Genomic DNA, 13613 nt, shown 5'->3' with positions numbered 1-13613 from the left:
ACAAACGCCTGTCGGGTAGGGGCAATCTCGATACTCTCCAACGCAATGTAGGGCGTGATGAGCGCAATGTAGGCAGGCCCAAGCTGTTCCTGAATGGTATCGCGCATTGCTGCTATCAGTGCTGTATGCACATCCGGCCATAGCGCCGGCTGTTCGAGGTATGGATCCATGCCGGGAAACGGTAGCTCCATCACTGCCTCCGGGTGTTGTTGTTTGTTGCATGATACCATGCTCCATGAGAGAGTACAGGTGGTCTGATGCCCCGCATGACAACCCGGAAGCCCTGTAAGGTCGTAGTTCGGGGGCAGACAAAATACCAGTAGCAATCACCGTGCTACACAAGCGTTATGCTGCATGCAGCAATACTATCGCTCCGTCGCTCTGGAGCTGGCCAGACAGTAGCCATCACAACAGATCTGGTAAAAATCATTGGTTTTCTCAATCGATAAGTATGTTACCTTATTCACTATTGGCAAGAGTCTTGACAGGTAGTACATCGATCAGTATGATGAAAGTTACCTGTATGGATTGAAAATCCACAGTTACAATATCTATCTGCATATCGTCGGTCATACTTCCATCCGGCGTCGTGCACATTAACAACTGCATAGGAGGCTACCGTGACAGAGCTACTCTGGGCCGTCATCGCCCTGCTGGCAGGGCTGGCTGGCGGTGCAGGCATAGGTGTCTGGTGGGCGAACAATGGCGTCAGCTCACTGGTCCAACGTAAAGCTGCCGAAGCCCGCCTGTTAATTGAAGAGGCGCGTTCGCAGCAAAAAGAAATCCTCTTGCAAGCAAAAGATGAAGCGTTACGGATTCGAAACGAAGCTGAAGCCGAGTTACGTGAATCGCGCCAGAGCTTGCAAAAACAGGAAGAACGTCTGCAACGTAAAGAGGAAAATATCGATCGTAAATTAGAAGGGATCGAGCGTCGTGAGCGGCTGATCCAGCAGCGCGAGCGTCAGATTGAACAGTTGACGCAGGAAGCTGAACGGTTAAAGCGCCAACAGGCGCAAGAGCTAGAGCGAATTTCGCAGTTATCGCGTGAAGAAGCGCGCTCAATCATTCTGGCCGAAGTTGAGCGTGAAACACGTGAAGATGCAGCCCGGCGCATCCGTGAACTCGAACAGCAAACGAAAGAGGAGGCCGATAAAATTGCTCGTAAAATTATCGGTCTGGCTATTCAACGCTGCGCGAGTGATTACGTTGCAGAAATGACCGTCTCAACGGTGAACCTGCCGAGTGAAGAACTGAAAGGGCGCATCATTGGTCGTGAAGGACGCAATATTCGCGCCTTCGAGCAGATCACCGGTGTTGATATTATTGTTGATGATACCCCTGAAGCGGTGACTCTCTCGTGCCACGATCCGGTACGTCGGGAAGTAGCACGAGTGGCACTGTTAAAGTTATTGAAGGATGGCCGGATTCATCCTTCCCGTATCGAGGAGGTGGTTCACAAGACACAGCTCGAGATCGAGCAGATTATGCGCGAAGAGGGTGAGCGTGTCGCTTACGAAGCGAATGTGCAGGGATTGCACCCCGATCTGATTAAGCTGCTCGGTCGTTTGAAATATCGTACCAGTTATGGTCAAAATGTGTTACAACATTCGTTAGAATGTGCCTTACTGGCAGCCCACATGGCTGCTGAATTGGGAGCCAATGTCAATATTGCAAAGACCGCAGCGTTGTTGCACGACATCGGTAAAGCGATCGATCACGAGGTGCAAGGCCCCCATGCTCTGATCGGTGCTGAAATTGCCCGGCGTCTTGGCCGGTCAGCAGCGATTGTTCACGCAATCGCCGCACATCACTACGATGAAGAACCACAAACCGTCGAAGCCTTTCTGGTGATTGCGGCTGATGCGATTTCTGGCGCCCGTCCAGGTGCACGTCGCGAAACGCTTGATCTATACATCAAGCGCCTGGAAGCCCTCGAAACCGTTGCAACGTCATTCCCTGGTGTCCAGCGTGCGTTTGCTGTGCAGGCCGGTCGTGAAGTGCGGGTGATGGTGCAACCCGATCAAATTGACGATTTGGCCAGTATCCATCTGGCTCGCAATGTGGCTAAGAAGATCGAAGAGAGCCTGCAATATCCTGGTCAGATCAAAGTGACGATTATCCGCGAAACCCGCGCCGTTGATTATGCACGGTGATGTCGGGCCAGATACCTTGAATCTGGTGATATTTTGGTCTGTACATCACGATAACGTGTGGTACAATTACAACACGCTTTCGATCGTCGGCTATTAGGGTTTTACACAAGGAGGCTGCGCCGGTATGAGCCTGGCAACTCCGCCCGATGATACGAGCCGTCTAACTACCCGTACACGTCACCAACAGGAGGAAGCTATGAGCAACGCCCAGCCGCTAGAGCGGGCTGTTGGCGAAGGAAACGCCACCCCCGCTCGTCAGCGCAGTGCCGAGGTCTTGAAGGTCTCGACCCGCTCGCGGCCGAGTGCCGTTGCCGGCGCAATTGCCGGTGTAATGCGCGAGAATGGTTCGGCCGAGGTACAGTCAATTGGCGCTGGCGCAACTAATCAGGCCATTAAGGCCGTTGCTATCGCTCGCGCATATTTGAGCGAGGAGGGTATCGATATCGTCTGTATTCCGTCGTTTATCGATGTCGCTATCGATGACGAGGAACGCACGGCTATTCGTCTCCTCATCGAACGCCGGTAGCCTCCTGTGTAGTTCCATCGTCGTTGGCGAGGCATCTTCATCGGGAGGTGCCTCGCTTTCTTTGACCAGTGTGGTGTGCCTGTCGTAGCGCCGGCAACCGATCCGGTTTCAGAGGGATCGTGTTTTGTCAATGTTTCTCTCCTCCAATACATCGTTCATGCTCTGCGCTACCCGCATCGCGTAGTCTGGTGTGCAGAAGCCATGCTGCTGCTCCTACTGTGTGTGCGGCCAGGTGCGTGTCACCCCGGTCATCCTGTCGGTTATGAGGAGATTGTTTATTCTCACCATCTTGTTGATGATACATGAGATGACTTGCCGGCAGAGCGTAACTCCACCAGATGGTATCCTTCGGTGCTTCGTGTGTCCGCCGGGATCCGCACTGGTAGAGCTTCGTATCTCATACGGATGCACCGCACATTATGTGAGGTAGGCCGCTGTCAGGGCAAGCGGGTTCTAATGCGTGGGTACGGCGCTGTACGCTACTCTTCCCTGTAATCTGTGCGTGTATCAGGTGGGTTGGAAATGTTTCCTACCGGGTCATTGTTGCGCCGAGGGATACCACATCTTGCTCACTCATGTGCATTGGGCCGGTATGATCCTCGTACTGAACCATTATCAGGTGTGTCACCAGTCGGGGCGACGTATGCGTCGCCCCAACGATCTGATGTGATGTGGAAATACCACTTGGGCGATGGTTGAAAAACATTTACCACCACACCGTATTTCACCCATGGCTGAGATACCTTCTTGCGATGTTTGGAGTGCGGCAGCATGGCTGCCGCAGCAACCGTGCTCACGATCGGGCGCATTGGGCCGGTATGATCCTCGTACTGAACCATTATCAGGTGTGTCACCAGTCGGGGCGACGCATAGGTCGCCCCGACGATCTGGTGTGATAACACCTGGCAGACGTTTTTTGAAATAAGTTCTAGTTTGCTCTGCTTTCATCACCGAGAGAATCACATTATCGGTTATCATTGGAAGCGTAACCCAGTTTTCTTTTGCTATTGGTGTATAGCATGATTGCGCTAAGGCAGCTAAACTATTGTCACCTCTCGCGAATGATGATTACCGGTCTGTGACATCGGCTGTTGATACGTTTGCCATTGTTGTAGTTGCAGGTTTTCGCAATGGATGAGATTGCACGCTTTCTTCGCTCGTACCCGCCCTTTGACCGCCTTCCTGAACAGGTTGTACATCAAATCGCCGGTGAATTGCAGATTGAGTTTGTGCGGACCGGGCAGACCATTCTCACCAAAGGCGGTGAACCGTCGTCGTTTCTGTACATCGTGTGCAAGGGTTCTGTCGATCTGCTGCGCAGTGAAGATCAGGTCGTTGATACACTTGGCCCCGGCGAGGCGTTTGGTCATCCTTCGCTGATTCGTGGTCAGCCACCGTTGGTCACCGTTCGCGCCCATACCGATACGCTGCTCTATCTACTGCCCGGTGCGATCTTTCATCGCCTGCGAGCTGAACAACCACAGTTTGCCGCATTCTTTGCTGCTTCGGTTATCGAACGTCTTGGATACGCTCTGCAATCACGACAGTCGGAATCCAACCCTGCTCTGTTTCAAACCCGTTTACGCGATCTGGTGGCTCGCCCGCCAGTATCGATTAGTCCTGATGCAACGGTTGGCGATGCCGCTCGTTTGATGCGTGACGAACGGATTTCATCGTTGATTGTTGAACATACGCCTATCGGCATTATTACCGACCGCGATTTACGCAACCGGGTACTGGCAGAAGGGCTGACAGATACGACGCCGGTACGACAGGTGATGAGTGCGCCGGCAACTACGATAGCGGCTGACGCCCTGGCGTTTGAGGGGTTGTTGCTGATGCTTGAGCGAGGTATCCATCACTTACCCCTTGTTGATGGTGATCGAGTCGTGGGGGTCGTTACCCACACCGATATTTTACGTCGCCAGAGCAATAGCCCGCTCTTTTTACCGCGCATGTTGCAACGGGCGACATCGCTGGCCGATTTACGTCGTTATACCGATCAGGTGGCTGATGCAGTCTTCACCCTAACCACTGCCGGAGCGCGGGTCAGTGATATTGGGCGGGTAGTGGCTGTCGCTCACGATGCTCTGTTGCAGCGCTTGCTTCACGATGCCGAGGCGAAGCTTGGACCGCCGCCGGTGCCGTATGCCTGGCTTGTACTCGGTTCCGAAGGACGTTACGAACAGACGTTGCGCACCGATCAGGATAATGCGCTGGTGTACGATGACTCGGCTTCAGCAGACGATGTCTATTACTTTGAGCAACTGGCGACCCTGGTGGTTGGTTGGCTGGTTGAATGTGGTTTCCCGCGCTGTCCAGGCAACATTATGGCGACCAATCCTGAATGGCGCCAGTCACTGGCAACCTGGCAACGCTATTTCCACCGCTGGATCGAGATTCCCGATGAGGAGTCGTTGCTGCGTATCGCGATCTTTTTTGACTACCGGCAGGTATATGGTAAGTTGCCTGCCGAACCTGTTCTGCGCACGATAACTCAGCATGCTGCCGAACATCGCATCTTTATGGCTCGCCTGGCCCGCGCTGCGTTGCGACAGCCGGCACCGTTGACCTTCTTTCGTCAGGTTGCTCTCGAACGACGTGGTGATCAGCGCGATCTGCTTGATCTCAAACTGCGGGGAACAGCGATGGTAGTTGATCTGGCACGTTTGTTTGCCCTTGAAGCTCATAGTAATGAAACGAATACGATTGCTCGCTTACGGGCAGCCAAAGCTGCCGGTGTGCTGAGCCACGAAGACTCCGACAATCTGATCAGCGCATTTGAGTTGCTCTCCAGTTTACGATTGCACCATCAGCAAAAGCAGATTGCGCTTGGCCTGCCGCCAGATAATCTGGTCAATTTTCATCAACTGGGGCCGCGTGAACGTCGTGAAGTCAAAGAGTCCTTGCAGGCGATTGCTTCTGTCCAACGTGGCGTAGCGCTGATGTTTCAAACTGATCGACTGGCGTAGAGGTGTCTATGGCGTTTTGGTCGAGACTGTTTCAACGCACGCCACCGGCTGATTTTGTGCGGGCATACGAAGCCTTTCCTGAACCTGATCGGCGTTTACCGTGGCGGGAAGTTCCCTACACTGTGATCGATGTCGAAACAACCGGACTTGATACCCGTCGTGATGCCTTGATTGCCGTTGGTGCGGTGAATGTCGAGAATGGGCGAGTCTTGCTCAAACAGACCTGGTATTCGCTGATCAAACCGCCTCCTGATCGTGAACCGAGTATCGAAAGTATTCGGGTACATCATTTGACACCGGCAGAACTACAGAATGCGCCGCCCGCTGAAGAGGTGCTGGCCGAATTGCTGCACCGTATTGCCGGACGGGTGTTGGTTGTGCATGTGGCGCAAGTGGATGTTCGTTTCATTAATGCCGCGCTAAAGCCGTTTGGTGGTAAGTTGCGGCGACCGATTCTGGATACTGCTCGTCTGGCACTCACGCTCCATATGAATGCGCGCTGGTCGGGCGAACAACCGCACGATATGCCCGATCCCGCGATTGAGTTGCGCGGTCTGGCAACGGCGCTTGGGTTGCCGGTGTATGCCCAGCACAACGCGCTGAATGACGCAGTAACGACAGCCCAGCTCTTTATCGCGCAGGCGACGATACTGGCAGATCAGGGACGGAGTAATCTGGCTGGCCTGATTCGTGCCGGAGGGGTGTAGGCGCATCTGCGGCTGATTTTCACAGGGTGTGTGTCTGGTTGATAGATTGACGATGGCCATGCCATTGGTGTTGGCAGGCAAGAGTTGTGCAAGAGAACTTATTTCATAAAAGCCGTGCTCTCGTGTTACGAGACCGTCGCCCAGGCGCATGCGTGCTTGCCCATCATCAACGATAGCCTACCCTGCTCCTGGCCTGTTGGCAGAGAGCAGCTCCGACCGTACCATCACGCGCTGGATGGGTTGCCTTACCCGCTCGTCATGCTCGTGTCGCGACGTTTGGCGTGCGGCAGCATGGCTGCCGCAGCAGCCGTGCTCACGATCCAGCGCGTGGTACGCCGTTGACCATACCGGTCACGGGGATACCGGATGTTTTCGTTACCATTGTAGAGTCGGTCAGGAATGTATTAGATAACTTCTCGTAAGCGTTTTTTGAAATAAGTTCGAGACAGCTTATGACATTTGAAATCATTCTGGTGTTTTCCATCCTGCTCTGCATGATCGTTCTTTTCACCACTGATCGAATCCGGATCGATCTCGTAGCAATACTTGGTATGCTTGCACTAATGCTTGGCAGGATTCTGACCCCGGCTGAAGCAGTCGCCGGTTTCGGTGATACGACGGTCATATTGATTGCGGCATTGATGATAGTTGGTGATGGGTTGCTTCAGACTGGGGTTGCGGCCTGGATTGGTAATAAACTGGGTAGTATTGCCGGGCGGAGCGAGCGCCGGATGCTGGTCACGTTGATGGTTCCGGTTGCGTTTCTGTTGGCGTTTATCAGCTCGACCGGTACCGTGGCAATTATGATCCCGGTGGCGCTGAGTCTGGCTCGCCGGGCAGGGATTAGCCCCGCCCGCCTGCTGTTACCGCTCGCCTATGCTGCGCTCACCGGTGGTATGTTGACGTTGATCGGAACGCCACCCAATCTGATTGCGGCAGAGGCATTGGTAAGTGCCGGGCGGCCACCGCTCGGCTTTTTCAGCTTTACTCCAATTGGGATGACCGTTCTGGTTGTGATCACCCTCACGGTAACCTGGTTTGGCCGCTGGCTTTTACCGGCACGAGGTGTAGCGGTGTCTGAAGTAGAGCGGGGGCCAACTCTGACCGAACTGGCTGCTGACTATTTCCTGACAAAAGGTCTTGTGCAGGTTCGGGTACTAGCCGATTCGCCACTGGCCGGACATACGCTGTCGGAACTGCGGCTACAGAATCGTTACGGTATTACAGTTGTTGGGGTACGACGCTGGCCCGGATCACGGCCAGAACCGGGTTCACCACGGGCCGTTACCTCGGCAACGCGGATTCTGGCAGGAGATCTCCTCGATGTGATAGGCGATGAAGGGGCAATCGAACGATTTTGCCGCCAGGAGGGGGTTGTGGTCCAGGCACTATCGTCGAGTCTTCCTTTCGGGCCAGACCTTCACATCATGGAAGTGGCATTAACACCGCGCTCGCGCTTCGAGGGTCAGAGCATTGCCAGGGCTGAATTACGCCAGCTTTTCGGTGTGACCGTGTTGGGTGTACGACGCCTGGGGCAACCGTTTCAAGGTGATCTTGCCAACGAGCCGTTACGCTTCGGTGATACGCTGCTGGTAGCGGGTGCTCCCAATCAATTACAAGAAATTGTTCGGACACAGCAAACCTTTGGTGATCTGGTGGTGGTCGCTTTCCCGCACGATATGGCAATAACCGATCGGCGACTCGATTGGCGTTCCTGGCTGGCAATTACCATCATGCTCCTCATGTTGATCGTCATGGCTGCCGGTTGGTTGCCGGTTGTGACCGTCGCCTTGCTGGCCGCAGTAGCGATGGTGTTGAGTGGTTGTGTGCCGCTCAGTGGGGTCTATCGTCGGCTCAATTGGGAGAGCCTGGTCCTGATTGCTGCGATGCTGCCAATGGCAACCGCGCTCACGAAGACTGGCGGAGCAGCATTCATCGCTGAACAACTGGTCAGCGTGCTGGGTAGTTTTTCACCATTGGTTATACTGGCCGGTATCTTCATCGTTACCAGCCTGTTGAGCCAATTCATCTCGAATACGGCGACCGCCGTTCTCATTATGCCAATTGCTCTCGGCGTTGCCGATCAATTGACCCTGGCCCCCGAACCTCTGTTAATCACAGCGGCGCTTGCGGCCTCTACCGCCTTTGCCACCCCGATTGCTTCACCGGTGAACACGTTGGTGCTGGCACCAGGTGAATATCGCTTTATTGACTATGTACGAGCCGGTGTCCCGCTGCAACTACTCGTCATGGGGATTTGTCTGATCCTGGTGCCGATTTTCTTTCCCTGGTAATGCACGCTACCAGATTCCGGCCATCTCCCATACCCGACCGGCGAGGAGATCAACCGCAGCCTCGTCAGCACAAATCGCAATACCTGTACTATCGGGACGGGTTGGATAGATGCGACTGGTGATCGAACGGCGTTCGTTGGCAAATACTTCAATCAGCGAGGCATCAAGAAAGATGCGTAGCGCTAACGGCTCATCGTTGTGCAGGGCAAGCGGAGCGTGGTGAGCGTCACGCCAGACATCGCTGGCCAGACTCGACCGGCGCCGGTCGAGGGTGAGGGTTGCGGTTTGGCTGTTGTAGCGCAAAACGGTCGCTTCACTGCCGTCGGGGCTGGCCCGCAGCATGACGGTACACGTTCCATGCCGTGGTGGACGCAGAATTAACTCTACCTCAAGCTGTGCACCGTGGACGGGCAGCCAGTGGACGTCGTGCGGCATGACCCGCGCTGCTGGGACAACGATCTCGTGTTGACGTAATTGCTGAACTTCGTTCACCGGTGGCGTTACGAGCTGACCATCACCGGCTATCTTCACCTCACGTGGTAGCGTCATCACCCCGGCCCAACCTGCTGCTGCAATGGCCTCCTCGCTCCGTCCCTCCATTGACCAGGCAAACATGATGCGCCGTCCGTCGCGGATTGGCATGGTTTGCGGGGCGTAGAAATGAGCGTCACCATAATCTAGTTTGTGAGTTGTATGCAGGACAAAGCGGCCATCCCGGTAGGTGCCGATCATCGCAATCGTGTGGTATGGTCGTTGATCCCAGGCCGAGCAGACGAGTACATGCTGATCGCCTTGCGCGAAAAAGTCTGGACACTCCCAGAATAGTCCCGTCCAGACCGGATCGAACCGACCGGCATCACCGATCAGGAGTGGGCCTGCGTATTCCCAGTGTCGTAAATCGGGCGAGCGATAGAGCAAGACGGTACCACCCTGACCACGAATGCCCGAACCGATCAGCATGTGCCAGACTCCCTGTTCCTGCCAGACGGCATGGTCACGAAAACCCAGCAGATCGAGTTCCGGCGGCGGTGCGGCAATGATCGGCTCTGGCCACTTCTGCCATGTTTGCAGAGCATCGTGACTCACGGCCAGGCACGGTTGTTGTACTTCAGGCAACCGAAAGCCGGTGTAGATCAGGGTGGGTGTGCCGTGGTCATTAACGGCACAGCCCGACCAGCAACCATCAGCATCAGCACCACCTGGTGTCGGTGAGAGGGCAATCGGTTGATGTTGCCAGTGAATTAGATCGTGACTGGTTGCGTGACCCCAATGGATCTGGCGATGATATGCGCCGGCGGGGTTGTACTGATAAAACAAGTGAAACGTGTCTTCCCATTGAATAAGCCCATTCGGGTCGTTCATCCAGTTTGCCGGCGGCAAAAAATGGTAACGCGGACGTTGTTGATCGCCTGCCATAGGGTCACCTTTACCACGGAGATTGTCGGAACGGTAGCATCTTATCCCTTCACCGAGCCTGCCATCAGACCACGCACAAAGAAGCGCTGGAGCGAGAAGAAGACGATCAATGGCACGATCATCGAAATAAAGGCACCGGACGTAAGCAAATGCCACTCCTGACCAAACTGACCGAGCAGACTCAGCAGACGTTGGGTAACGACCTGGACCCGTGGCTCAGCACCGAGGAAGACCAGGGCCACCAGCAGGTCATTCCATGTCCAGAGGAACTGAAAGATAGCAAAGCTAGCCAGTGCCGGTGTCGAGAGTGGCAAAATCAGACGGGTAAAGATCGTAAAGTGGGTTGCGCCATCAAGGAAGGCCGACTCGAAAATATCGCGCGGGATCGTGCTGATGTAGTTGTAGAGCAGATAGACAGCGAGGGGCAAACCGAACCCGGTGTGGGCCAGCCAGACGCCAAGATACGTTCCGCCGAGTTGCAGCGCTACATAGTCACGTAAAATCGGTACCAGCGAGATTTGGAGTGGCACAACCAGCATCGCCACCACCAGAATAAATAGTGCACGCCGACCGGGAAAATCGATCCAGGCGAAGCCGTAGGCGGCGAATGCAGCAATCAAGATCGGAATGATTGTTGCTGGCAGGGCGACAGTGAGAGTATTGATCAGCGCGACCTCCATCCCAACCCGACTACCGCTAGTCGGTGCTGCACGACCGGCAACCGGTAAGCCGAGCACGGTGCGATAGTTATCGAGCGTAAAGCGAGCCTTCTCCGGATTGGTGACAACCGACCACCAGCCACTCGTCTTCACATCATCAGCCGGGCGGAATGAACTGACCAGCAAACCGACCGTTGGCGTAATCCAGAATAGCGTGATGATGATCATCACCACGTACACCATGAACGTACCGAAACGAAAGCGCCGGCGATGGCGTGGTGTTGCAAGAGTTGTCGTTGTCATCGGAAGGCCTCCGTCTGCTTGCCAAACTGCCGCAAGTTGTAATACATCACCGGCAACACCGCCAGCAGCAAGATAATCGCAATGGCTGCGGCCCGTCCGTTATGCACCTGGCGGAACAATTGAACGTACTGCACGTTGGCGATAACCTGCGTCCCGAAGTTGCCACCCGTCATCGACTGCACTATGTCAAAAATCTTCAGCGTGAAGAGGATGATCGTCGTTGTGACCGTAATCAACGTGCCCTGAATCGATGGCAAAATAATGCTGCGGAAGATTTGGAACTCATTCGCACCATCGATTCGTCCGGCTTCCAGCAAATCAGCGGGAATGGCTTTAATGGCTGCCGAAATAATGACCATCGAATAACCGGTCTGAAGCCAGACCATAATAATCACCAGGAAAAGGTTATTCCATGGCTGCAACAGGAGCCAGCCTTGTGACTCAAAACCCAGGGCAGTAATAATCCCGTTTAATAATCCGATCTGGGTTGAGCCGGTCGGACGATATTCGTAAATGAATTTCCAGATCACCGAAGCACCGACACCGGAGATGACCATCGGCATAAAGATCAGTGCCTTGCAGATTGTCTCGAAGACTGGGTGCGTGCGATCGACGAGTACAGCAATCAGCAGGCCAAAGCCGACACTCATACCGGTACCGAAGATCATCCAGAAGAGAAAGTTGTTGCGGTACGATTGCAACATCTCCTGGCTGGTAAAGGCGTAGATATAGTTATCAAGGCCGACAAAATTGATGCCACGAGCGTCGTAGAGACTGGCGATAAATGAGCGGATAGTCGGCAACACCAGGTACCAGGTCAGGATGGCCAGTGCCGGCCCTACAAACACGAAAGGGATCAGGCGCCTGCGCCAGGCCGGATCTAACTGCTCGATCAGATAGTTTGAGAGTGTATAGAGCGCCAACACGCCACCGACACCCCACAAGATAGCGATGATGGCCGTGATCCACTGCGGGATTTGGGTGTCGCGGAGGAAGATAAAGACCTGATACAGGACAAAAAACGTAATGGCCGGTACAAAGATCGACACCAGGAGACGACCGAGGGTGGTTGACAAAAAGACCCCGATGCCGCCTACCTCTGGTGATCGGCTGATTTCACGTGTTGGTCGCATCAGAATTCCTCCTTGAGTGGCAGCATTGCCACTCTATATCACAATCAGACATGGAGGATGGCGGGTAGCCTGCTACCCGCCATATCGAACTACCGGCTACTGATTACGGGCTGCATCAATCTCGGACAAAACCGTATCGAGATCGCGATTGCCGCTTGCCCAATCGGTCACACCCTTCCAGAAGGCAGCATTCACGGCTGCCGGCATCGCGTCTGAGGCGTCGAAGCGGGCGGCCTGTGCGGCCAGGATCGCTTCGGCAACCTGGCGCTCAATCGAGGTTGGGTAGAGGCTCAGATTCTGATCCTTGTGCGGGAAGATACCACCACCCTGCCGGATCCACGGATCAGCAGCAGCGCCGGTTGCCATGAATTCCATGAACTTGCGTACTTCTGGCCGATCCCGACCCTTCAGGACAACGAAAACGTCACCACCAACTTCAAGAGCCGGCGTTACGTTCGGGTCAATCGGTGGCATAACGAACAGGCCAACCTTGTTGTCCAGATCGGCTTTCACCGAGTCCTGGAAGAAGTTGGTCACAAAGCTACCTTGCAGGTGGAGCCAGCAGTTCGGTGGCTCGGTGAAGAGGAAGGTTGCCGCATCACCGAAGTTGGTCAACACAATCGACTGTCGACCACCGTAGACATTGCCGTCGGTGAACCAGGTTTCACCCAGAATCTCGAAGGCACGCTTCACTTCTGGCGAGCTGAAGGGTACTTCACCCGAAATCCAGCGGTCGTAGGTTGCCGTGGTTTGGGTGCGCAACATAATGTTCTCGATCCAGTCGGTGCCTTTCCAGCCGGTAGCAGCACCCGACTCGATCCCTTCACACCACGGCGTATGCCCGTTAGCCTTCATCTGCTCGGTCAGAGCCTTCAACTCGTCCCAGGTGGTTGGTACCGTGTAGCCAGCAGCTTCAAAAGCAGGCTTGTTGTACCAGATGAAGCCTTTGGCGTTAACGCGGTGGAAGACGCCGTAGGGAGTCCCATCGAATGTACCCAATTCCTTCCAGAACGGTGCATAGTTTTGATCAATCTGGGCAATGATTTCTGGCCACAAGGGAGTAAGGTTGCCCTCGGCAGCCAACCGGGCGGCACCACCCGGTTGCGGGAATCCGGCAATATCCGGCGGATCGCCTGCCTGTACACGGACAACAATCTGCGTATCGAAATCATTCACACCGGTGTACACGACATCGATATCCGGGTTGGCGGCCTCGAAAACCTTAATCACTTCCTCGAAGGCATCGGCCTCACCACCGCCAAATGCCCCGAGAATGGTAACGCGCTTCTGTTCACCAGACGTCTGGTTTTCGGTCCCACCAGCCGGTTGGGTTGGTTGAGTCGTTTGCCCACCGCCACCACACGCCGCCAGCACGAGGCTTACCACGGCCATCAGCACAATCAAAAAGCTCAAACGCGAACGAAACATGGTTCTAGCTCCTTCCAAGGGT

General features: G+C 54.7%; 10 protein-coding genes. 5 read left to right on the top strand and 5 right to left on the bottom strand.

Features of this window, described 5'->3' with window-relative positions; genetic code table 11:
* Window positions 1-191, bottom strand: a 191-nt coding sequence (locus tag VAE57_RS15180; protein ID WP_322822704.1) for a DUF4058 family protein, incomplete at its 3' end; no start/stop codon positions are given.
* 429 nt (window positions 192-620) lie between these two features.
* Here VAE57_RS15180 and rny point away from each other — a divergent pair.
* From rny to VAE57_RS15155, 5 genes are all read left to right on the top strand, one after another.
* A complete protein-coding gene (gene rny / locus VAE57_RS15175; protein ID WP_322822703.1) occupies window positions 621-2153 on the top strand; it encodes a ribonuclease Y in 1533 nt (510 codons plus the stop codon).
* A 196-nt stretch (window positions 2154-2349) separates the two neighbouring features.
* On the top strand, window positions 2350-2679 hold the full coding sequence (locus tag VAE57_RS15170; protein ID WP_015909285.1) for a stage V sporulation protein S: 330 nt from the start codon (window positions 2350-2352) through the stop codon (window positions 2677-2679).
* A 1130-nt stretch (window positions 2680-3809) separates the two neighbouring features.
* Window positions 3810-5651, top strand: coding sequence for a DUF294 nucleotidyltransferase-like domain-containing protein (locus tag VAE57_RS15165; protein ID WP_322822702.1), 1842 nt, complete (start codon window positions 3810-3812; stop codon window positions 5649-5651).
* A gap of 8 nt (window positions 5652-5659) precedes the next feature.
* On the top strand, window positions 5660-6358 hold the full coding sequence (locus VAE57_RS15160; RefSeq protein ID WP_322822701.1) for a 3'-5' exonuclease: 699 nt from the start codon (window positions 5660-5662) through the stop codon (window positions 6356-6358).
* A 452-nt stretch (window positions 6359-6810) separates the two neighbouring features.
* Entirely contained in the window at window positions 6811-8652 is a 1842-nt protein-coding gene (locus VAE57_RS15155; protein WP_322822700.1) for an SLC13 family permease, read from the top strand.
* A 6-nt stretch (window positions 8653-8658) separates the two neighbouring features.
* On the opposite strand, the gene VAE57_RS15150 is transcribed toward VAE57_RS15155, so the two are convergent.
* The 4 genes from VAE57_RS15150 to VAE57_RS15135 form a co-directional block, all read right to left on the bottom strand.
* Window positions 8659-10068 carry a glycoside hydrolase family 32 protein gene (locus tag VAE57_RS15150; protein ID WP_322822699.1) on the bottom strand — a complete coding sequence of 470 codons (1410 nt, stop codon included), beginning with the start codon at window positions 10066-10068 and terminating at the stop codon, window positions 8659-8661.
* 41 nt (window positions 10069-10109) lie between these two features.
* Window positions 10110-11030 (bottom strand): carbohydrate ABC transporter permease, encoded by a 921-nt coding sequence (locus VAE57_RS15145; protein WP_322822698.1) that lies wholly within the window; start codon window positions 11028-11030, stop codon window positions 10110-10112.
* The gene (locus VAE57_RS15140) at window positions 11027-12163 is read right to left on the bottom strand and encodes a sugar ABC transporter permease (RefSeq protein WP_322822697.1); all 1137 of its coding nucleotides are present in this window, start codon (window positions 12161-12163) and stop codon (window positions 11027-11029) included. Before VAE57_RS15140 ends, VAE57_RS15145 begins: the two co-directional genes overlap by 4 nt.
* 96 nt (window positions 12164-12259) lie before the next feature.
* Window positions 12260-13591: an ABC transporter substrate-binding protein gene (locus VAE57_RS15135; protein WP_322822696.1), complete on the bottom strand. Its 1332-nt coding sequence runs from the start codon at window positions 13589-13591 to the stop codon at window positions 12260-12262.
* Window positions 13592-13613 lie beyond the last annotated feature (22 nt).

This window comes from Chloroflexus sp. (genome assembly GCF_034434295.1).
Lineage (GTDB): Bacteria > Chloroflexota > Chloroflexia > Chloroflexales > Chloroflexaceae > Chloroflexus.
This window is presented reverse-complemented; position numbering and strand designations above follow the sequence as displayed.